This window comes from Gordonia sp. NPDC003422 (assembly GCF_053588675.1).
In genome coordinates, this window is the sequence record NZ_JBSFQL010000024.1 from 52,579 (window position 1) to 74,562 (window position 21,984).

A 21,984-nucleotide genomic window follows, 5' to 3' on the forward strand; every position below is an offset into this window, starting at 1 on the left:
GGGATCTGTCCGGCGACACTCAGGCTGCTTCGCGGCGCTCGACGGCGGCGGCCGCGTCGGCGATCCGGCGAGTGCGACGCCCACGACGGCCCTGGGCCAGCGCGGCGATCGCCGACCGCAGACCGCTGCGTCGGCCGGTGGACGGGTCGACGGTCGAGGCCAGGCGGACGCCCTCGGGCAGACCCTCCTTGAAGCGGCGCTCCGACGCGGTCTCGGGTGCGTTGTCGGCGGTCGCCGTCAGGTACTTGTCCGGCAGCGACAGCTTGGCGATGGTGCGCCACGACTTCGCGTACTGCAGCGGGAACGACCCGGTGGTGTAAGGCAGGTCGTACTTCTCGCAGAGCGCGCGCACCCGCACCGAGATCTCGGCCAGCCGGTTGCTCGGCAGATCCGGGTAGATGTGGTGCTCGATCTGGTACGAGAGGTTGCCGGACATGAACGCCAGCACGGGCCCGGAGTGGAAGTTGGCACTGCCCAGCATCTGCCGCAGGTACCACTCGGGCCGGGTCTCGTTGTCCATGTCGCGCTTGGTGAACTTCTCCGCGCCGTCGGGGAAGTGGCCGCAGAAGATCACGGCGTTGGTCCAGACGTTGCGGATGACGTTGCCCATGATGTTGGCGGTGGCCGCCTTGCGGAACGCATGGCGTCCGCGTCGTAGGTCGCCACGTCCTGCGACGAGTCCCGCGAGCGCCGGGTAGACCACGTAGTCCTTGGCCATCTGCTTGCCGACCTTGGTGCCCACGTCGCGCAGGTCACGCTGGAACTCCGCCTTGGCCTCGGGGGTCTTGCGCTTCTTGCCGAGCTCGAGATGCTGGGCCGCGACACCGTACTCGAAGGCCAGTGCGAGCAGCGTGTTGTAGGCGAGATTGCCCAGGTAGAACGGTCGCCACCGCTGGTCGCGGGTGACGCGCAGCAGGCCGTAACCCACGTCGTCGTCCATACCGAGCACGTTGGTGTACTTGTGATGGATGTAGTTGTGGGTGTGCTTCCAGTGCGCCGACGGGTCGGTGTTGTCCCACTCCCACGTCGTCGAATGCACCTCGGGATCGTTCATCCAATCCCACTGGCCGTGCATCACGTTGTGGCCGAGTTCCATGTTCTCGACGATCTTCGCGACGCCGAGCGTGGCCGCACCGGCCCACCACGCCGACCGCTTGGTGGAACCGAAGATCAGCCCACGGCCAACGAGCTCGAGGCCGCGCTGGAAGCGGATGGTGTTGCGAATGTAGCGAGCGTCGCGCTCACCCCGATCCGCTTCGATGTCGGCCCGAATGGCATCGAGTTCCGCGCCGAGCGCTTCGATGTCCGAGTCGGACAGGTGTGCGTATTCGGGGATGTCGGTGATCGCCATCGAATGTCCCTTCGCCGAGTTCACTTACGCCTACGTTTCCGTAACTTACGCAATCGTAGGTTATTCGCGACAAGTGAGTCCAGCGAATCGTTGGGAGAAGATCGGCGGTGTGAGGCGTCACACACTCTCGGGAGATGCGGCGGCGGGCGGCGACCATCGCGAGCATGCATCAGTGCCGTAGATCAGTGCTGCGTGGTGACTCGTACATACGGCGTTGGCCGTTAGTGCCTCGGCCTAATCAACGAGCAGGCGGGAGCGAACACGTTGGTGCTGGTCAGGGGCCCGCCGTCGAACTCCTCGGGTCACGGACCCACCCGCCGACGGCGACGATCATGGAGGCGGGAAGGGTTGGAGGTTGGGCCGGTGGCCAGGATCGGGCCCCTGACGGTGGTCCTCCGGGTATGTCCCGGAAGCGGACGCTGACGGGCCCGATCTCAGTCACCGATTGTCGGCCGTCGCGTTCCGCCGACGGCGACGCCAGGAACATGCACCCACAAAAAGTCGGGGAAGAAACTTCGTCCCCGACCCTTGGTGTCCTCCCCCAGAAAATCGTGGGGGACGACTATGAAACCCGGGGAAGAAACTCTTCCCCTAGAGATTTTGCGGGCACGACGCTATCGTGTTTCCCCAGTTCAGAAAGCGGTCGCCGAATCGAGTCAGCGCCAGTCGTGGAACAGCTCGTAGCCCACGAGGTCCTCGAAGATGCCGTCGGAGCGGGCGGCGAGATGCTGCGTACCGAACTCGCGGAAGCCACATGCCTCGGCGAGCTTGCGGCTGCCCGCATTGCTGGCGGCCGCGAACAGGGTGAGTCGTCGCAGGCCGATGACGTCGAAGATGTGGTCGACGGCCGCGGCCATACCCTCCCGAAGCACTCCCTTGCCCCGCGCTTCGGGATGGGTGTAAAAACCGATCTCGGCACCGGTCACTTCGTTGATCTCGAAGATCGACACGTCACCGAAGTACTCGTCGGAGTCCTTGTCGGCGACCGCCCACGTGCACGTCTGACCGCACGCGGCGGTCCACCACTTGCGGATTCGTTCGGCAGCGGCGTGTTCGTCGAGCAGCGGGTCGGGACGGGCGAAGAGGTACTTTCGCGAATCGGCGTCGTCGAGCGTCTCCCGGATACGCGGATCGTCCTTCTCCTCCAGCGGCCGCAACCGGAACCGCTCGGTGTCGAAAGTGTCTGCGTGCCAAGTGGTTTTGGGCTCGCGATCGTCGTCCTTGCGCAGCGAGCCGACCCACGCGGCGTGCGGCTCGCCACGCAGCTCCACACCGTCGGGGATCGCGGCGTCGAGCCGAAACCCACACGCGTGCGCGACGCGTAGCGCGTCGATGTTGCCGGCAAGCGATGTCCAGCGCACCACTTCCTTGCCGGCCTCGGTGAAGGCGTGGTCGACCGCGAGCGAGACGGCGCGTCGCATGATGCCCCAGCCGCGCGCGTCGGGATGGAGGTCGAAGCTGAGGTGACTGAGAACGCCCTCGCCGGCGAGGTCGACGGTGCCGGCGAAGCGACCGTCGACGTCCACCGCCCACACCATCTCGCTGCCCGACGCCCAGCACTGTGGCGCGTACTCCAGCGCGAATCGCTCGGCAGCCGACCGTCCGTATGGGGCAGGGATGGGAGTCCAACGGATTTTCGCCTGATCAGCGGCCAATTCGACCATGCGATCTATGTCGGCGGGAACATGCGAGCGCAGTGTCACCTCACCGTCCGTGAGGACCGGCACTTGCGATTCCTGTGATTTGGCAATCTCGGCACGCATCGAATCCACCCTATCCCCTCGGGTACGGATGGGCAGGCTGGATCGGAATGTTGCAGGTCAGATGACCGACTGAGTGGTCAGACGTCGAGCGTGCAGTCCCCAGCGGCCGCGCTCACGCAGGTCTGGATGCGCTCCCCCTCCACGTGTTCGACGCCCGACCGCAGGTCGCGCACGCAACCCTTCTCGACCATCACCACGCAGCTCTGACAGATACCCATCCGGCATCCGAACGGCATGATCGCGCCGGCGGACTCCCCTGCCTCCAGCAGGGTCGTCGCACCGTCGGCCTCGACGGTCTTGCCCGATCGGGCGAACGTCACCGTGCCGCCCTGCGCGCCGACGTGGCCGCGCTCCAAGGCGAAGCGTTCGATGTGCAGGTGGTCGGCGACATCCGCGTCGTCGTACATCTGGGCCAGGACTTCGAGGAACCCACCCGGGCCGCACGCCCATGCCTGGCGCTCGGCCCAGTCCGGACACAGCTGCGCGAGACGCACCGCGTCGACCTTCCCGTCGGTCCGGGTGTGCTGGACGTGCAGGTCGACGGTGCCGTCGTCTGCCATCTCGGCGAGTTCATCGGCGAAGAGTAGATCGTCGGCGGTCGGAGTCGAGTGGATGAGGCGAATATCGGTGCGCTGCTTGCGATGTCGCACCATTCGCAGCATCGAGATGATCGGCGTGATGCCGCTGCCCGCGGTGGCGAACAGGATCTTCTCCGGCAGCGGGTCGGGCAGGACGAACTCGCCCTGTGGTGCCGCGAGTCGCACGACGGTCCCTGGGGTGAGGCCGTTGACCAGGTGCGACGACAGGAATCCCTCCGGCATCGCCTTGACCGTGATCGAGATGGTCTTGTCCGACGCCGAAGTGTGCGGGGTCGAGGTGAGCGAGTACGACCGCCACGTCCAACGGCCCTCCATCAGCACGCCGATGCCGATGTACTGGCCGGGCGCGTAGTCGAACGAGAAGCCCCAGCCTGGTCGGATCGCGATGGTCGCGGTGTCCTCGGTCTCCCGGGTGACCGACTCGACCTTGCCGCGCAACTCGCGCGCCGACCAGAGCGGATTGGCCAGGTGCAGATAGTCGTCGGGCAACAACGGCGTGGTGATCCGCGTGAATGCCGCGCGCGCCCAGTGCGCCGCACGACTACGTGCCGCGACGTCTGCGACCGGCTCCTCGAATCGCTCCAGAAAACCCATGGGTAAACCATAACCTACGGAACCGTAGGTTAGCGATCCTGGTGCGTGGGATATCTACAACAGTTCGAGGAGGAACGGCAGTTCTTGCGTCGCGTACCAGGCGAGATCGAAATCCTCGACATCTCCGACGGCGAGCTCCGCGTCGAGGTCGCCCATGTCGGCGGCGTCGATGACCACCACGGCAGCGCGGACCTTGTCCTCGGCGTCGGCCCCGTCGACGTGCACCGACGCGATCGCCGACAGCGGTACGGGTCCGGAGATCTTCACGACGGCGTCGTCGAGGTCGGGGCGCAGCTTCACGTCGGCGACGTCGACGGCCACCACCGCCCGACGCGGCGGAAGGCGTGGGGTGTCACCGGGTTTGGTGGTCGACGCGTCGTCGGCGAGTTCGGCGTCGGCCTCGGTGTCTCCGGGTTCGGATGCCTCGCCGGCGAGGAGCCGTAACGATGCCCGGGCGGCCTCGCGCATGGCCGCCTCCGCAAGCTCCTCGTCGTCGCCGGAGAGATAGGACTCACGCAGCGCGGGCGTCAACGCGAAACCCGTTCCGCCCAGAGCGCGGAACTCCCCCGTCTCGTTGAGCTCCATCAACATCGTCAGCGTGGCGGGCAGGTACACCCTCATCGGCGGTCAGCTCCTTGTTCTTGCACACGGTCAACGATTTGGGACGCACGGTCAGCGGTCACGTGGTGGAGGCCAGTTCGTCGTAGGACTCGGCAACATAGTCGGCCATGGCCGGGAGGTCGCCGATGACGCCGCGGTCGGACATGAAACCGAACTGCAGGTTGTCGCCGTATTCCACGATGCTGATGGCCAACGCGCGCTGAGTGACCAGCATCGGGACGGCGTACATCTCCTGCACGCGGTGCCCGAGGAGGAAGCGGTCGGCGATCGGGGCCGATCCCATCGCGATCGGCACGTTGTACGCGCGGCTGTTGAGCGATCGGAATGCGCGCGAACTGAACTCCGGGAACGGCACCACGCCCAGTTCGGGGAAGAGCGGTCGGGGTCCGCGGCTCACGCGCCGCGACGACTGCGCGAACCGATTCGCCAACCCGGCCACCTGCGCCAACCGGACCGCCGGATTCGCTTCTCCCACTGGAAGATCCGTCACAAAGCTGGGTTTCCCGACGGATATCCAGCCGGGATCGGTCTCGATCTTGCGTTCCACACCGGGGTCGCGTGCCGAGAGCGGAACCACCACGCGCACGGTGTCGGAGATGGACGCCGCGGGGTCGAAGGACAACAACCACCGGCGCATCACCCCCGACACGATCGCCAACTCGACGTCGTTGACGGTGCATCCGTAGCGCTGCGCCACCTTGGCGCAGCCGCGCCGCGACACCGACGCCGTGGTGAACATCCGCGTCGAGGTTCCGCCATTGTTCAGCGGGCTGCTCGGCGCCGAATCGGTGAGTTGCTGCACGAGCGCGCCCATCCGTCGCACCGATGTTCCCGCCGCCGTTCTCGCCTCGGAGATGAGCCCGTTTCCGTTGACGACGGTGTCGACGAGATCACCCGGACGCGACAGCGCCTCGGCCAGCGCGCCGACGAACAGCCGCGTGCCACCCGGCGGCGACCCCGGCATCCACAGTTCCTCGGGCAGCCGCACCGACTCGGGCCCCTCGTCGCAGATGACCTCGCTGATCTCGTTGCCGCCGTCGTCGTCGAGCAGGCAGCGGTGCGATTTGGTGAGGATCGCGAGCTTGCCGTCGGCCAGCCCTTCGATGAGGTACATCTCCCACAGCGGTCGGGTGCGGTCGAGTGGTCGCGACATCACCCTGGCGATGAGGTCGGCGAGGTCGGCAGGACCACCCGGACGTGGCAGGCCCGAGCGTCGGATGTGGAAGTTGATGTCGAAGTCGCGGTCGTCGACCCACACCGGCCGCGCCAGGCCGAGTGTCACCTCACGCACCACCTGCCGATACCGAGGCACGAGTTGCAGCCGGTTCTCCACCAGCGTGACCAGATTCGAGTAGTCCAGCGCCGGCCGGGGCGGGTGTGATGCGTCGGCGTCGTCGGACGTTGCCGTCGCCCGCTCCGGTGTCACGATGAGCAACGCACCGAGGTGGGTGGTCGTACGCGACTCGTCGAGGAAGTAGAACATCGCGTCGCGCGGAGAGAGACGGTTCACCACTCCGCTGATCCTAGTGGGACACTACCGCACCCCGCCCCGGTACCGGGGGTCGCTTGCAACCCGGTGCAACCGTTGCGAGGCCGTCGGCAAGCGAGTGTGCTCGACGTACCGCCGCCGGACATCGGCGTCCGGCATCGACGCGGTGATCACCGAAGGAGTTGCCATGCGCGCGGCACGCTATTACGACCGGGGAGACATCCGCATCGAGGACATCGCCGAGCCGGAGGTGGTACCCGGGACGGTCGGGATCGACGTCGCATGGTGCGGCATCTGTGGCACCGATCTGCACGAATACTCCGACGGCCCCATTTTCATCCCGCCGGCCGGTCATCCACAGCCCATCAGCCATGAGAGCGCGCCGGTGACGCTCGGTCATGAGATGTCGGGTGTGGTCTACGCCGTGGGTGACGGCGTGGACGGCGTCGCGGTCGGCGACCACGTGGTGGTGGAGCCGTACATCATCCGCGACGATGTCGACACCGGACCCCACAGCCACGACTATCACCTGTCGGCAGACATGAACTTCATCGGGCTCGGCGGTTGCGGTGGCGGTCTCGCGGAGAAGATCGTCGTCAAACGGCGCTGGGTACACCGCGTTTCGAAGAAGGTGCCACTCGACGAGGCGGCACTGATCGAACCGCTGTCGGTCGGGTTCCACGCTTTCCAGCGCAGCGGCGCCTCTGCCGGCGACACCGCGCTCATCACCGGCGCCGGCCCGATCGGACTGCTCACTGCGGCGGTCTGCAAGGCCGAAGGGCTCACCACCGTCATCAGCGAGCCCAGTTCGTTGCGGCGCCAAAAGGCCTTGGACACCAAGGTTGCCGACCACGTCCTGGACCCCACGGCCGATGACGTCGTCGCGCGCGTCAACGAACTCACCGAAGGACACGGAGCCGACGTCGGTTTCGAATGCACCTCGGTGCAGCCCGCACTGGACACCCTGTTCGACGCGTTGAAGCCGACCGGAGTGCTGGTGGTCGTGTCGATCTGGGGCCACCCCGGCAGCGTGGAGATGCAGAAGCTGGTGCTCAAGGAGATCGACATGCGCGGGACGATCGCCTACGTCAACAGCCATCCCGCCGTCATCGACCTCGTCGAGAGCGGCAAGGTGGATCTCGCACCGTTCGTGACCGGCCGCATCGGACTCGACCACCTCATCGACGAGGGATTCGAGACCCTGATCCACCACAACGAGACGGCCGTGAAGATCCTGGTGTCGCCGTCGGGTGCGGGTCTGTGAGTGGGCCACTCACGCAAGCGTGAACTCGACCAGCTGCCAGCGGTATTCGACCTTTCCGAGCCGGCCTGGCTGCGTGGGCCCGTTGGACCGAAGGCGGCACGGTAGTCGCTGAGCGCGGCCGGCGAATGCGCGGACCCGACCGCCGACGGCGAAGGAACCGAACACCTCTGCCGTGCTGGTGTCACGCAACTGCACATGGACCCGTTGCATCGCCGTCCCGACGGTGGGATCGGACGATCGGAGCACGTTGTGGCGCAAGAGAACCGACACCTGCTCCACGATCGCGGGCGATACCATGCCGCCCAGCTGAGCGATACCGCGTCGGCGGTCGATCACCTCGAAGATCATCCGCGCGGACAGAATGGCGAACTGTCTGGCCTCCCGGGTCGCCGTCACCATCGCGCTGCGGGCGGGCGCAGCGGGTTTGGGTCGAGCGGGTTTGGGTCGACGGACCGGTGCGTCGACAACGCCGACCATCGCTCCGGTGTGCTCGTACGGGGGTGCCGGCTGAATGCGGATTCGGGTCTCCATACAAGATCGGACGCAGCAGGTACCGATCCGGTTCCCTCTTCTGCGAAAAAAAGTTCCGAGACTTTCACCGAAGCCGCGATTACCCCTGGTGAGATGACATTGTCGTCTCACCAGCCCTTCGAGGCCCTCGGCTGGCGCCTCGGGCACCTCAGGGAGCGGAAGACACACCTCAGGAGCGAAAGTCACCTCAGGGAGCGGACGGCACCTCAGGAGCGGTGGAGGCTTCGCGGCTCAGAGCCAGGTGGTCAGCGCTTCTTGCGGGACTTCGGTGGCTTGGGTCGGCTGCTCTTGGCGTTCGCACGGGCCGCGGCGCGACGTTCGCGCCGGCTCGCGGACTCGACAGCCGGATCGGCGAGTTCCTCGTCCTCGGAATGGATCTCGGTTCCGCCGCCCTCGCTGGGTCCGGAGAAGGTCATCGGGACATCGTCGTTCTCGGCCGCGCTGGCCCGCAGAGCGGCGGGCGCCTTCTTGCTCAGGTCCGGTGCTGCGGTACCCGATTCGGCGGAAGCACCGCGGACCGCTTCGCGCAGCGCCGCGGCCGACGGCAGCGGCGGCTGCTCGGCGGGCTGGGTCTGGACCTGGGCGTTGTAGAGGATGCCGAGGGTCTCTTCCTTGAGCCCTTCGAGCATGCCGCTGAACATGTCGAAACCTTCGCGCTGGTACTCGACCACCGGGTCGCGCTGAGCCATCGAGCGCAGGTGGATGCCCTCGCGCAGGTAGTCCATCTCGTAGAGGTGGTCGCGCCACTTGCGGTCGAGCACGCCGAGAAGGACGCTGCGTTCGAGCTGACGCATGGCGCCTTCGCCGGCGAGTTCGTCGATCGACTTCTCGCGCTTGTCGTACGCCGCGCGCGCGTCCTCGACGAGGGTCTCCTTCAGTTCCTCGGCCGAGATGTCGTCGCGCTCACCGTATTCGGTCTCCCCGACAACTTCCTTGGGATCGAGGTCGATCGGGTACAGCGTGCGCAGCGCGCTCCACAGCTCGTCGAGATCCCAGTCCTCGGCGTAACCCTCTTCGGTCGCGCCGTCGACGTAGGCGCCGACGACGTCGTCGATCATCTGCTTGACCTGCTCGCCGTGATCCTCGCCCTCGAGGATCTTGCGACGCTCGCCGTAGATGATCTTGCGCTGCTCGTTCATCACTTCGTCGTACTTGAGGACGTTCTTGCGGACCTCGAAGTTCTGCTGCTCGACCTGGGTCTGCGCGCTGCGGATGGCCTTGGTGACCATCTTGGCCTCGATGGGCACGTCGTCGGGCAGGTTGACGCGGTTCATGATGACCTCGAGTGCCGCGCCGTTGAAGCGCCGCATGAGTTCGTCACCCAACGACAGGTAGAACCGCGATTCGCCTGGGTCGCCCTGGCGCCCCGACCGTCCACGCAGCTGGTTGTCGATGCGGCGCGACTCGTGCCGTTCGGTGCCGAGGACGTACAGGCCGCCGGCGTCCTTGACCTCTTCGGCTTCCTCGGACGCTTCCTTGCGGGCCAGTTCGATGGCCTCTTCCCATGCCGCCTCGTACTCGTCGGGCGTGTGCACCGGGTCGAGTCCGGCCTTGCGCAGACGGGTGTCGGCGATGATGTCGGGGTTGCCGCCGAGCACCACGTCGGTACCGCGACCGGCCATGTTGGTGGCCACCGTGATGGCGCCGGTGCGGCCGGCCTCGGCGATGATCTGGGCTTCCTGCTCGTGGAACTTCGCGTTGAGCACGTTGTGCGGGATGTCGCGCTTCTTGAGCTGACGCGCCAGATACTCGGAACGTTCGACGCTGGTGGTGCCGATCAGCACCGGCTGGCCGGCCTCGTAGCGTTCGGTGATGTCGTCGACGACGGCCGCGAACTTGGCCTCTTCGGTCTTGTAGATGAGGTCGGTCTGATCCTTACGGATCATCGGCTTGTTGGTGGGGATCGGGAGCACGCCCAGCTTGTAGATCTGGTCGAACTCGGCCGCCTCGGTCTCGGCGGTACCCGTCATGCCGGAGAGCTTGTCGTACATGCGGAAGTAGTTCTGCAGCGTGATGGTGGCAAGCGTCTGGTTCTCGGCCTTGATCTCGACGCCCTCTTTGGCCTCGATCGCCTGGTGCAGGCCCTCGTTGAACCGACGGCCGTCGAGCACGCGACCGGTGAACTCGTCGACGATCAACACTTCGCCGTTGCGGACGATGTAGTCCTTGTCGCGGTGGAAGAGCTCCTTGACCTTGATCGCGTTGTTCAGGTAGCTGACCAGCGGCGAGTTGGCGGCCTCGTAGAGGTTGTCGATGCCGAGGCGGTCTTCGACGAATTCGACGCCGGCTTCGTGCACGCCGATCGTCTTCTTCTTGATGTCGACCTCGTAGTGCTCGTCGCGCTCGAGCAGCGGGGCGATCCGCGCGAACTCGACGTACCACTTGCTCGACCCCTCGGCCGGGCCCGAGATGATCAGCGGGGTGCGGGCCTCGTCGATGAGGATGGAGTCGACCTCGTCGACGACGGCGAAGTTGTGGCCGCGCTGGACGAGATCTTCCAGCGAATGCGCCATGTTGTCGCGCAGATAGTCGAAGCCGAACTCGTTGTTGGTGCCGTAGGTGATGTCGGCGGCGTAGGCGACACGACGCTGGTCGGGGCTCATGCCGGTGAGGATGACGGCGGTCTCGAGGCCCAGGAAGCGGTGGACGCGGCCCATCCATTCGGAGTCGCGCTTGGCGAGATAGTCGTTCACGGTGACGACGTGCACGCCGTCACCCGAGAGTGCGTTGAGGTAGGCCGGGAGCACACAGGTGAGGGTTTTACCCTCACCGGTCTTCATCTCGGCGATGTTGCCGTAGTGCAGCGCCGCGCCGCCCATGATCTGCACGTGGAAGTGCTTCTGGTCGAGCACGCGCCAGGCGGCCTCGCGGGCGACGGCGAACGCCTCGGGCAGAAGCTCGTCGAGCGACTCGCCGTCGGCGTGCCGTTCTTTGAACTCGTCGGTCTTGGCCTTCAGTTCGGCGTCGGTCAGCGCCTCTGTCTCATCCGACAGCGCCTCGACGTGCGAAGCGATCGCATCGAGTCGCTTGACCATTCGGCCTTCACCGACGCGCAGCAGCTTGTTCAGCACCGTGGATCGAGTCCCTCACTATGTCGCCAACATACGAAATCCGGCCTACGCGTGCGCGCAGGCCGGATCCCATGGTACCGAGGCCCCCTGAGCGAATGCTGATCGGAGTCGATCAGACATCCGAGACGGGGTCGCCTACCCGTCTCAGGCGAGACGGATGAGTCCGTAGTCGAATGCGTGGCGGCGGTACACCACCGACGGCTTGTCGGTTTCCTTGTCGTGGAAGAGGAAGAAATCGTGCCCGACGAGTTCCATCTCGTAGAGCGCGTCATCCACCGTCATCGGCACCGCAGCGTGTTCCTTGACGCGGACCACCTGACCGGGCTCGTGCTCGGAAACACCGTCGTCCCAGGTCTTTTCGGTGACCTTCTCCACCTCACCCGGATCGCCGACGAAGCCGTCCACCGACAGCTGATCGTCGCGCAACGGCGGTGCGCCGATCTCGGTCGCCTCGGCCACCGAGATGGGTCGCCGGTTGCCGTGGTGCACGCGCCGACGGTCCTTGGCGCGGCGCAGCCTCGACTCCAGCTTGTCCAGGGAGCCTTCGAGTGCGGCGTAGAAGTTCTCACCACTGGCCTGCGCGCGGACGATCGGCCCCTTGCCGGTCGCGGTGACCTCTACCTGCTGGCAGATCTTGGATTGCCGACGGTTGCGTTCGTGGTTCAGCTCGACGTCGAAACGGAAGATGCTGGGATCGAACCGCTCGAGGCGGGCGAGCTTGTCGCCCACATAGATGCGGTAGTGGTCTGGGATCTCGACGTTGCGGCCGGCGAACACGACCTTCGCGGTGGGTTCGGCGGGTTCGTCGGCGCCGTCCGAACTGGGCGGACGGACGTAGGCGAACTTGGGATCGAAGGGATCTTCGGTCCGGGTGGGCTCGGCGGCCGAGGTCTCCTCGGGTGGCCGGGCGTCGCCGACCTTTGATTCGCGCTGGCCCTTACGGTGGATGACTGTTGACATTCAACTACCTCCAGAGTGGTTCACCCGGCGGCGATCGAAGCGTCGTGATCTGTTGTCGCACTGACGAATTCGTCGTTACCGGGGATCGTGGCCATGCCAGCCGAGCGGCTGGCACCCATACGCAGGGGCAACACCTCCTACCGCGCCGTCGCAATCGTTGCCTCCGCGGGGACAACAGCCCCCCGCCGGCAACCTGCTCTACCTCTGACCGTAGTCGGTCGTTTGCCTCCCGGCCACGTTTCGCGGGCCCTTGCGCGGCGTGATTTGAAACTCGGGTCCTTGGTCCCATGTCAGCGATTCGTCGCGCTCCGAACACGGGACCTCTACCTTCGGTCAGCGACTGGATACCGAACTCGTCGGATCACCGGGAAGGGTTGGGGGTCGGGGCTGGTGGCCAGGATCGGGCCCCTGACGATGGTCGTCCGGGTATGTCCCGGAAGCGGACGTTGACAGGCCCGATCTCAGTCACCGGTCGTCGGCCGTCGCGTTCCACGGAACGTGACGCCCAGGCCTATGCGCCCACAAAATCTAGGGGACGAAAATTCCTCCCCTACCCTTGGAGTCCTCCCCCAGATAATTCTGGGGGACGACTATGAACCTCGCGGAAGAAACTTCTTCCCCTAGATTTTGCGGCACGACGCCATCGTGCTTCCCCAGCTCAGAAGGGTGTCGCCGTCGAGTCGGCGACCCACCGCGGGGTTTTGTCGACAACCGTGGACGATGAAAGCCCTCACAAACCGGGACCTGTCCACAGTTCGATCGTCGAATCGCTCCACTTCCGCCGACCAACCGGCGACGGGCCCTACCGTCGCATCCATGGCAGGGAGCGCCGCGCAACGCGCGTCCGGTGTACTTCGCGCCGGCGCCGACCTCGTGCTGCCGGTGACCTGCGGCGGATGCACCCGACCGGGTAGCCGGTGGTGCGCGCGGTGCTCGGCACGCCTGGCCGACGACCCCGTCTTGTGCCGACCACGAGTGCCGCCGGGCATCCCGGTATGGGCGCTCGGCCGATACCGGGGTCCGCACCGGCAGGCGATTCTGGCGCTGAAGGAGCACGGCCGACGGGACCTGGTGATTCCCCTGGGGTCGTCGGTCGCTCGCGCGATGCGCACCCTCGCCCGCTGGGGCGAACTCCCGGACGCCCCGCGATTACACCTCGTACCCGCGCCCACGCGCACCCTGTCGGCTCGACGCCGCGGCGGCGACCCCGTGTCGGCCATCGCCACCCGCACCGCACAGGCGCTCGGCTCCCGCGTCTCGGTGGCACCGATGCTCGTCACCGCGGGCGCCGCGCGGGACTCCGCGGGCCTCGACGCCCGAGACCGGGCGCGCAACCTGCGCGGCGCGGTGCAACTGAGGGCAAGCGCCCGACGCCCGGGTCCGGGGTCTTCGGTCATCCTGGTCGACGATGTGCTGACCACCGGTGCGACGGTCGCCGAATCGGTGCACGTGCTGGCGTCGGTCGGGGTCGAGGTGGCGGCGGCTGTGGTGATCGCGGCGGCGTGAGGCCACCGTGGCTCACCCCCGCAGCACCGAGGAGGGACTCACCCCGAACCGGCGGCGATAGGCGCTCGCGAACCGGCTCGGACTGCTGAACCCCCAACGGGCGGCGACGTCGGCCACGGTGACACCGCCGCGTTCGAGGTCGGCACCCGCCCGCTCGAGCCGGATGTCGGCGAGCGCGCGGGTCGGCGTAGTCTCCTCGAACTCCGCGAATGCCTCTTGCAGCCTGCGAACGCTCACTCCGGCGAGACCCGCCATGTCGGCGAGCGACCACGGCCGGGCGGGATCGTCGTGCAACGCGTCGAGCACGCGCTTGACCATCCCGGGCCGCAGTCGCCCGACGTCGTCGGGCGCAGCGTCGGACACCGACAGCAGGAAGGCGGTGGTCACGGCGCTGGCGAGTTGCGGTCCGACGAGCGGGTTGGCCAGCAGGTCACCCGGCTCGCGCACCTGCGCCGACAACGCCTTGACGAGCCCGAACCACGATGCGCCGTCGTCGGTTTCGAGGTTGATCTGGTCGGGCAACGTCAGCCGACGCCGCAGTGGCGCCGCGAGGACGCGGTCGGCTTCGCGTTCCAGGTACTCCGCGTCGAACTTGACCCCGATGACCTGGCAGTCCGCCGTCCAGTTGGTGATGAGCGATTCCCGGTCGGCGGTGAAGACGGTGCCGGTGCCCGGGGTCGAGACCAGCTCGCCGTGCCCGGCGCGCGAATGCAGACGCCCGGACAGCGGGATGTTCACCTCGTACGCGCCCGGATATTCGCAGGCGATGGAGACCGCTGTCCCCCACCGAAGCCGCCCGATGGTCACGCCGTCGAGCTCGACCGTCCGCATCGTCAGGTCGACGTCGGCACGACCGTCGAGCGCGGCGAGCTCGTGCGGAAAGTAGGCGTCGGCGACCGCGCGCTGAGCGGTGTCCCAATCCTGGGTTCCGACGAGGCTGCTCGGTGTGGACATCGGTAGTTCAGATCTCCCAGTGCGACCCGGTTGATTGGGCCGGCTTCCGCCGGTGGGCTTACCGGCGTGTATTTGTGTTCTACCGCATCGATGGTCGTCGATGCGATGCAGATCACAACTCTTTCGCGCGATGTGTACAGCCTCCGCGCAATCGGTGTCGATCGCGCGGTGTCCGCGGCCCTAGCGTCTGACCCCACCACAGCCGATGTGATCCACACCCGAAGGAGTCGAACACCATGACCGCGACCATCTCCTGGCTCGACGACATCACCATGACCGAGCTGGAACGCAACCCATACCCCGTCTACGAGCGTCTGCGCGCAGAAGCCCCACTCGCCTACGTCCCGGTCCTGGGCTCGTATGTGGCCAGCACCGCCGAGATCTGCCGGGAGATCGCCACCAGCCCCGACTTCGAGGCGATCATCACCAAGGCCGGTGGTCGGACCTTCGGGCATCCGGCGGTGATCGGCGTCAACGGCCCCATCCACGACGATCTGCGCTCGATGGTCGATCCCGCGTTGCAGCCGCAGGAGGTCGACCGCTGGATCAACGACCTGGTCCGTCCCATCGCGCGCCGCTATCTCGAGGAGTTCGAGGACGAGGGTCGGGCCGAGCTCGTCGCGCAGTACTGCGAACCGGTGTCGGTGCGCGCGCTCGGCGACCTGCTCGGACTTCAGGACGTCAGCTCGGACAAACTGCGCGAGTGGTTCCACAAGCTGTCGCGGTCGTTCACCAACGCGGCGGTCGACGAGAACGGCGAGTTCGCCAACCCCGAGGGATTCACCGAGGGCGACGAGGCGAAGGCCGAGATCCGCGCCATCGTCGACCCCAAGATCGACCACTGGATCGATCACCCCGACGACAGCGCGATCAGCCACTGGCTCCACGACGGGATGGAACCGGGCAAGACCCGCGATCGCGAGTACATCTATCCCACGTTGTACGTCTACCTGCTCGGCGCCATGCAGGAACCCGGCCACGCGATGGCGTCGACGCTGGTGGGGTTGTTCAGCCGGCCCGAGCAGCTGGAGATGGCGGTCGACGAACCGGGTCTGATTCCGCGCGCGATCTCCGAGGGCATGCGCTGGACGTCGCCCATCTGGTCGGCGACCGCCCGCATCAGCACCACCGACGTCGAGGTGGCCGGCGTGTCCTTGCCGGAAGGATCGGTGGTGCTGATGTCGTACGGGTCGGCCAATCACGACAACTCCGTCTACGACGCGCCGTCGGCCTACGACCTGACCCGGCCGCCGCTGCCGCATCTGGCGTTCGGCGCGGGCAACCACGCGTGCGCGGGCATCTACTTCGCCAACCACGTCTGCCGGATCGGTCTGGAAGAACTGTTCGACTCGATCCCGAATCTCGAACGCGACACCAGCGCCGATGTCGAATTCTGGGGCTGGGGATTCCGCGGCCCGACGTCGCTGCACGTGACCTGGGAGGTCTGACCGATGGACACGTCCCATTCCGTGGAGGTCGTCGGGTCCTCGACGCAGACCGTGCGGTGCGCCGACGATCAGCGGCTGCTCGACGCCTTCCTGCGCAACGGCGTCTACCTGCCGAACTCGTGCAATCAGGGCACGTGTGGGACCTGCAAGGTCAAGGTGTTGTGCGGGACCGTGGATGCGCCGCCCCCGTCGGACACCGTGCTTTCGCCGGAGGAGCAAACCAACGGATTCGTGCTCGCCTGCCAGTCGACGCCGCGGTCGGACACCCGCATCGAAGTGCCACTCGATGCCGCGAGCGGTCCCGGACACCTGCTGCGCGATGTCGCGGGAATCGTCAGCGGGATCGAGTCGGTCGCCGACGACACCGTCACGGTGACCGTGGACCTCGACCAACCGCTCGAGTATTCGGCCGGCCAGTACGTCGAGTTCACGGTCCCGGGCACCGACGAGGTACGGCAGTACTCGATGGCCAACCCGCCCGGCGACGGAGGTTCACTCGAATTCCACATCCGTCGGGTCGACGGCGGGCTGGCCACCGATCGATGGATCTTCGACTCTCTCGAACACGGTCACTCGATCGCGATCCGCGGACCGTGGGGTGACTTCGTCCACGACCCCGACCACGACGGCCCGATCATCCTGCTCGGCGGCGGCACCGGCCTCGCGCCGTTGAAAGCGATTGCGCTGCAAGCACTCGAGCTGGACTCCGCACGCGAGGTCCACCTCTATCACGGTGTGCGCACCCGCGGTGACCTCTACGACGTCGACTTCTGGCAGTCGCTCGCCGCCCGACATCCCGGGATGCGATACACGCCGTGCCTGAGCCGCGAGGACGGATTCGGGCGGCGCGGATACGTGGGCGATGTCCTCGTCGAGGACTTCGACTCGCTGCGCGGATATTCCGCCTACCTGTGCGGGCCGCCCGCGATGGTCGACGCCGGCGTCAAGGCGTGCAAGCGGCGCCGGATGGCCGGACGGTTGATCCGCCGGGAGAAATACACACCGGTCGCGGCGGCCGTTCCGGCGTGATCGTGGCGCCACCGGCGGGGGCTCAGTGCCACCGCGGCAGTTGCGGGTCCTCGCCCTCGATGTCGACACCTTCGACGCCGCGGGCCAGCCATTGGGCGAGGCTCTCGCGGGTTCCGTAGATGCGCTGACCACCGCCGGACAGCTCCCACCGGTCACCCTCGAGGGTCGCGAGCGTGATCGGTGGGATGTCGTCGCTCCGCTCGAGGCGTCGGACCATGGCGTCCAGTGCGTCGAGCACCGAGTCCGGGTCGGCTTCGTCGATGGTCCACACCGAGTCCAGGGCGTCGTGGGCGAGAACGACTTCGGCGATGCGCTGGGGTACCACCTCGCCGGGCGCAAGGTCGAGGTCCGCGTAGGCGACCACCGTGTCGGGCGCCGCCGATCCCAATCCGGCCGCGGCGTCGGAGAACGCACGATGCGCCTCGCGGAAGCGGGCACACACGTCGTCTGACACCGACCCCTCACCCGGCGACGAATCCCCGAGGGCTGAGCGGACCGCCGCGGCCAGGGCGAAGCCGTCGTCGGCGAGCCGGCCGATGACCTCGGAGCGCGGCGTGCCGGCGGCGGTCGGGGCGGCCAGGCGTTCGGCGCTCATCATCGAGACGATCGCGTCGAGCATCTCCGACTCCCGGCCCAGCCGCGACAAGTCCGACGAGAGCCTGGTGATTCGCGTTGACGACGTCATGCTTGGCATCGTCGCACCTGACATACCGTCGGCGGATCGGTTTCGACGGTTACGGGAGGACCGGAATCGCGCCCGGTGTCATCGCGGGCTCCACCTCGGTCCAGTACTGATCGGGTTGCCCGTTGGTACTGCCGAGACGAAGCACTCCGCGCTGGTCACCGGCATAAACGGTGGTCGGGTTGGCCACGACAGCCCGCACCGGCGGTGAGAGGTTTCCGCTGAGCAGCCCGACCGCAGGCGTGCCATTGATCGACAACTGCACCACCGGGGATTCGGGCGCCTCCCGGGCGACCATCAGCGTCGTCGGCGACGCCCAGTCCAGCGACACCGCCCGGTTGCCGATGTTGTAGGCCGCGATGCGTGGGCTGGTCAGTGACACCTCGCCGTCGGCGTTGGTCGACACCACCGCGAACAGCACTTGCCCGCCGACCAGCAGCGCGACCCGCACCCCGTCCGGGGCCACCTGCAGTTCGTTGATCGGGCCGCGGGCCACCGCGGGGATGGCGGCGGCGTTGACCTCCGCCATCGAGGTGCCGTCCGCGTCGCGCGTCCAGCGCATCGGCCGGCCGTCGACGACCACCCACACCGTGTCGGCGTCTCCCCCGAACGACGGGCGGGTGATCGACGCGCCGGTGCTCACCTGGGTCGGATTGGTGCCGTAGTCGCCGACCATGAACTCCATCCGCGGACCGGGTCCGACGCGGTTGAGAGCCGCCGCGACCCGACGACCATCCGGGGAGATCGACGCGGACGCCACCGCTCGGCTCGCTCCGAGCGACCCGGCGACAGGCACCGTTCCGGTGTTCGTGACGGCCAGGAGCGACCCACCCGTGATGATGTTGAGTCCGACGTCGGTGGCCGGGATCAGCGTCGGATCGAAGGCCTTCACATCGGTCGTCTGCCAGCCCGACGCGCGTTCGGCCACGAGCGCCCCGCCGTCGGCGTTGATGACGTACGGGCCCGGCACGTTGGCGCCGGCGAGCGTCCAGATGATCTGCGCCGCAAGCACTGTCCGGTCTCGAACCGATTGGGTGGTGACCCCGGTGAGCTCGATGCGCACGCCACCACCGGCCAGCGGCGCCACCGGACCCCGCAGCGCCGCGCCCTCAGGGAAGCCGGTCGCCACCGCCGACGCGAGGTCGGCCGACGGTCCCGCGATGAGCAGGTTCACCAGGGCCGTCGGATCGTTGTTCTGGCCGGCATACAACCAGCGCGGATCGGGCACGAGACGGCGTCCGGTGCGGTCGGTGTAGTACAGCGACACCGCTCGATACGACGCCTCGAACTGGTCGCGATCGATCAACATCTCGTCGGGCAGCGGCCCGTCGATGCGCCACTGATCGGCGACCAGCACCAGGCTGATGGCGGTCTCGATCCGTCCGGTCGCCGGCACCAGCTGACCGTCGGACCTCAGGGTCCCGTAGCTGTCGCCGATGAGCCGCATCCTGACCGAGTCCTCGTCGCGCTGGTCGATGAAGATGCTGATCTCGTCGACGATGGCCGCGTCGCCGCCGTCGTCCCACTGTTGGGACGACGTGCGGGTGAGGAACCGCCGCGCTGCGCGATGACCGTTCTCCGGAGCCGCCGTCGCCTTGAGGAAGGCGCGGACCAGCGACTCTGGGTCCATGTCGCGCTCGGGCACCGGCACCTCGTCGGTCGCGCCTTCCCGCTCGAACGACTTGATCGGCTGCGGCGACGAGTTGTTCGGGATCGAGCCGCAGCCCGCGAGGAACGCGCCGACGATCGCCAGGATCGTCACGACGATGAGACGAGACCTAGTCATCGGTCGCCCCCGAGGTCCGCGTGGCGGTGCGGGCCGTGGTGCGGGTGGTGCTCGAGACCGGTTTGAGCGGCAGCGGACTGCCCAGGACCTTGTGGCCACGAACCAGCGGCAGGGTCAGGCGGAAACAGGCGCCGCGGCCGGGTTCGCCCCATGCCTCGAGACGTCCCTGGTGCAGGCGTGCGTCCTCGATACTGATCGCCAGACCGAGACCGGTACCGCCGGACCGCCGGAACCGCGACGGATCCGACCGCCAGAACCGGTTGAACACGAGTTTCTCTTCGCCGGGCCGCAAGCCGATGCCCTGGTCGCGGACGGTGAGTGCCACGGCATCACCGTCGGAGCGCATGGTGAGCGTCACCGGTTTGCGTTCGCCGTGGTCGATGGCGTTGGCCAGCAGATTCCGCAGGATGCGTTCGACGCGGCGCGGGTCGATCTCGGCGATCACCGGTTCGGCGGGGAGGTCGAGGATGAGCTCGGTCCCGGTCTCCTCGGCCAGGCGCCCGACCGTGGCCAGTGCAGCATCGATCGGGATCGCCATGTCCATGCGTTCGGCCGCCAATTCCGCCATGCCGGCGTCGTGGCGGGAGATCTCGAGGAGTTCGTTGAGCAGCGTCTCGAACCGGTCGAGCTCCTTGTCGAGCAGCTCGACCGACCGCTTGCGCACCGGGTCGAGTTCGTCGCGGCCGTCGTAGAGCACGTCGCTGGCCATCCGGACCGTCGTCAGCGGCGTGCGCAGCTCGTGGCTGACGTCGGAGGTGAACTGCCGTTGCAGACCACCGAACTCTTCGAGATGCGTGATCTGTTTGGACAAGCTCTCGGCCATGTCGTTGAACGACATCGCCAGGCGCGCCATGTCGTCCTCGCCGCGCACCGGCATTCGTTCCTTGAGGCGGCCGTCGGCGAACCGGACCGCGATCCGCGACGCCGACCGCACCGGGATCACCACCTGCCGCGACACCAGCCACGCGATGGCCGCCAGCAACCCGAGCAGTACCAGGCCACCGGTGAGCAGGGTGCCGCGGACCAGGTCGACGGTGTTCTGTTCGTTGGTCAGCGGGAAGACGAGATACAGCTCGAGACCGGGAACCGACGCGTTGGTCGGCGAGCCGATGATGAGTGCCGGTTCCGAACCGCCACTCCCGGTGGGGACCGACGTGTACTGGTAGGCGACCTGACCGCCCTGCACCATGTCCCGCAGCGTTTGCGGTATCTCCGACGTCGGACCGACGCCCGGCGGAGCGCCGTCGGCGTCGGACCCGGGCACCAGCAGCACGGTGTCGAAGGTGCCGACCGCACCCGAACTCTCGCCGGTGTCGACATCACGGTCGGTGAGCAACGAGCGTGTCTGCCGCAGCCGGTTCTGCACCGACATGTTGCCGTCGCCGCTGGAGAGGTCGCGTTCGACGGCCACGCGTGCGCGGTCGACCTCCTCGGTCGCGGCCGTGAGTTTTACGTCGAGCAGGCGGTCGGTGATCTGGCTGATGAGCACAAAACCCAAGATCAGGAGCACGACAAAAGACAGCACCAACGTCGAGACCACCACACGCAGTTGCAGTGACCGCCGCCAGATGTGACCGAAGGCCCGGCCCAGGCTGCTCGCTGCGCGAGTGAATCGTCCGAAGGTGCTGTTGACGCGTCGCCGAGGTCTCCCGATCACGGCGGGCCGGCCTTGTAGCCGACCCCCCTCACTGTCAGGACGACCTCGGGATTCTCCGGGTCCGTCTCGACCTTGGCGCGTAACCGCTGGACATGCACGTTGACGAGTCTAGTGTCCGCCGGATGGCGGTAGCCCCACACGTGTTCGAGGAGCACGTCCCGGGTGAAGACCTGACGCGGCTTGCGGGCCAGCGCGACCAGCAGGTCGAACTCGAGTGGGGTCAGCGAGATGGGTACGCCTTCGCGGGTGACTTTGTGGGCGGGGACGTCGATCTCGACCGGGCCGATGGACAGCAGTTCGGCCGGCTCTTCGTCGGTGCGACGCAGCCGGGCACGCACGCGGGCGACCAGTTCCTTCGGCTTGAACGGCTTGACCATGTAGTCGTCGGCGCCGGACTCCAGGCCGAGCACCACGTCGACGGTGTCGGACTTGGCGGTCAGCATCACGATCGGGACGCCCGAGTCGGCCCGCAGCACGCGGCACACGTCGATGCCGTTCATGCCTGGCAGCATCAGGTCCAGCAGCACCAGGTCGGGCCGGATCTCGCGGACCGCAGTCAGGGCCTGGGTGCCGTCACCGACGACGAACGGTTCAAAGCCCTCCCCGCGCAACACGATCGTCAGCATCTCGGCGAGAGCGGCGTCGTCGTCGACGACAAGGATGCGCGGCTTCATGCACC

17 protein-coding genes are annotated in these 21,984 nt (G+C 67.2%); 4 read left to right on the forward strand and 13 right to left on the reverse strand.

Features of this window, described 5'->3' with window-relative positions:
- Positions 1-19: 19 nt before the first annotated feature.
- The 5 genes from ACWDTF_RS19085 to ACWDTF_RS19105 all read right to left on the reverse strand — a co-directional run bounded on the left by ACWDTF_RS19085 (position 20) and on the right by ACWDTF_RS19105 (position 6,441).
- Positions 20-1,351, reverse strand: coding sequence for a fatty acid desaturase family protein (locus ACWDTF_RS19085; RefSeq protein WP_240856754.1), 1,332 nt, complete (start codon positions 1,349-1,351; stop codon positions 20-22).
- Between the two features lie 656 nt (positions 1,352-2,007).
- The gene (locus ACWDTF_RS19090) at positions 2,008-3,114 is read right to left on the reverse strand and encodes a GNAT family N-acetyltransferase (protein ID WP_240856753.1); all 1,107 of its coding nucleotides are present in this window, start codon (positions 3,112-3,114) and stop codon (positions 2,008-2,010) included.
- A gap of 77 nt (positions 3,115-3,191) precedes the next feature.
- A complete protein-coding gene (locus tag ACWDTF_RS19095; protein WP_240856752.1) occupies positions 3,192-4,307 on the reverse strand; it encodes a ferredoxin reductase in 1,116 nt (371 codons plus the stop codon).
- Positions 4,308-4,361: 54 nt separating this feature from the next.
- On the reverse strand, positions 4,362-4,928 hold the full coding sequence (locus tag ACWDTF_RS19100) for a DUF6912 family protein (protein WP_240856751.1): 567 nt from the start codon (positions 4,926-4,928) through the stop codon (positions 4,362-4,364).
- 58 nt (positions 4,929-4,986) lie between these two features.
- The gene (locus tag ACWDTF_RS19105) at positions 4,987-6,441 is read right to left on the reverse strand and encodes a wax ester/triacylglycerol synthase domain-containing protein (protein ID WP_449754880.1); all 1,455 of its coding nucleotides are present in this window, start codon (positions 6,439-6,441) and stop codon (positions 4,987-4,989) included.
- Between the two features lie 163 nt (positions 6,442-6,604).
- Here ACWDTF_RS19105 and ACWDTF_RS19110 point away from each other — a divergent pair, with 163 nt between their 5' ends.
- On the forward strand, positions 6,605-7,681 hold the full coding sequence (locus ACWDTF_RS19110) for a 2,3-butanediol dehydrogenase (RefSeq protein WP_449754881.1): 1,077 nt from the start codon (positions 6,605-6,607) through the stop codon (positions 7,679-7,681).
- A 9-nt stretch (positions 7,682-7,690) separates the two neighbouring features.
- On the opposite strand, the gene ACWDTF_RS19115 is transcribed toward ACWDTF_RS19110, so the two are convergent.
- The 3 genes from ACWDTF_RS19115 to hpf form a co-directional block, all read right to left on the reverse strand.
- Positions 7,691-8,212: an Rv3235 family protein gene (locus tag ACWDTF_RS19115; RefSeq protein WP_449754882.1), complete on the reverse strand. Its 522-nt coding sequence runs from the start codon at positions 8,210-8,212 to the stop codon at positions 7,691-7,693.
- Positions 8,213-8,457: 245 nt separating this feature from the next.
- Positions 8,458-11,283, reverse strand: a complete 2,826-nt coding sequence (secA, locus tag ACWDTF_RS19120) for a preprotein translocase subunit SecA (RefSeq protein WP_449754883.1) — start codon at positions 11,281-11,283, stop codon at positions 8,458-8,460.
- Between the two features lie 144 nt (positions 11,284-11,427).
- On the reverse strand, positions 11,428-12,243 hold the full coding sequence (gene hpf / locus ACWDTF_RS19125; protein ID WP_355279587.1) for a ribosome hibernation-promoting factor, HPF/YfiA family: 816 nt from the start codon (positions 12,241-12,243) through the stop codon (positions 11,428-11,430).
- Positions 12,244-13,059: 816 nt separating this feature from the next.
- Between hpf and ACWDTF_RS19130 the strand changes: the two genes are divergently transcribed.
- Positions 13,060-13,749, forward strand: coding sequence for a ComF family protein (locus ACWDTF_RS19130; RefSeq protein ID WP_240856746.1), 690 nt, complete (start codon positions 13,060-13,062; stop codon positions 13,747-13,749).
- A 12-nt stretch (positions 13,750-13,761) separates the two neighbouring features.
- Here the strand turns inward: ACWDTF_RS19130 and ACWDTF_RS19135 are convergent, their stop codons facing one another.
- Positions 13,762-14,703 carry an AraC family transcriptional regulator gene (locus ACWDTF_RS19135; RefSeq protein WP_449754884.1) on the reverse strand — a complete coding sequence of 314 codons (942 nt, stop codon included), beginning with the start codon at positions 14,701-14,703 and terminating at the stop codon, positions 13,762-13,764.
- Positions 14,704-14,939: 236 nt separating this feature from the next.
- Here ACWDTF_RS19135 and ACWDTF_RS19140 point away from each other — a divergent pair, with 236 nt between their 5' ends.
- Positions 14,940-16,151 carry a cytochrome P450 gene (locus ACWDTF_RS19140; protein ID WP_449754885.1) on the forward strand — a complete coding sequence of 404 codons (1,212 nt, stop codon included), beginning with the start codon at positions 14,940-14,942 and terminating at the stop codon, positions 16,149-16,151.
- Between the two features lie 3 nt (positions 16,152-16,154).
- The gene (locus tag ACWDTF_RS19145; RefSeq protein ID WP_240856743.1) at positions 16,155-17,180 is read left to right on the forward strand and encodes a 2Fe-2S iron-sulfur cluster-binding protein; all 1,026 of its coding nucleotides are present in this window, start codon (positions 16,155-16,157) and stop codon (positions 17,178-17,180) included.
- Positions 17,181-17,202: 22 nt separating this feature from the next.
- Here ACWDTF_RS19145 and ACWDTF_RS19150 read toward each other — a convergent pair whose 3' ends face one another.
- The 4 genes from ACWDTF_RS19150 to mtrA are packed head-to-tail and all read right to left on the reverse strand — an operon-like array spanning position 17,203 to position 21,979.
- Complete coding sequence (locus ACWDTF_RS19150) at positions 17,203-17,865, reverse strand: hypothetical protein (protein WP_240856742.1); 663 nt, start codon at positions 17,863-17,865, stop codon at positions 17,203-17,205.
- 49 nt (positions 17,866-17,914) lie between these two features.
- Complete coding sequence (gene lpqB / locus ACWDTF_RS19155) at positions 17,915-19,648, reverse strand: MtrAB system accessory lipoprotein LpqB (RefSeq protein ID WP_449754886.1); 1,734 nt, start codon at positions 19,646-19,648, stop codon at positions 17,915-17,917.
- Positions 19,641-21,305: an MtrAB system histidine kinase MtrB gene (mtrB, locus tag ACWDTF_RS19160; protein ID WP_308221017.1), complete on the reverse strand. Its 1,665-nt coding sequence runs from the start codon at positions 21,303-21,305 to the stop codon at positions 19,641-19,643. The genes lpqB and mtrB overlap by 8 nt, the downstream gene beginning before the upstream one ends.
- Positions 21,302-21,979, reverse strand: a complete 678-nt coding sequence (gene mtrA / locus ACWDTF_RS19165) for an MtrAB system response regulator MtrA (RefSeq protein WP_449754887.1) — start codon at positions 21,977-21,979, stop codon at positions 21,302-21,304. The genes mtrB and mtrA overlap by 4 nt, the downstream gene beginning before the upstream one ends.
- Positions 21,980-21,984 lie beyond the last annotated feature (5 nt).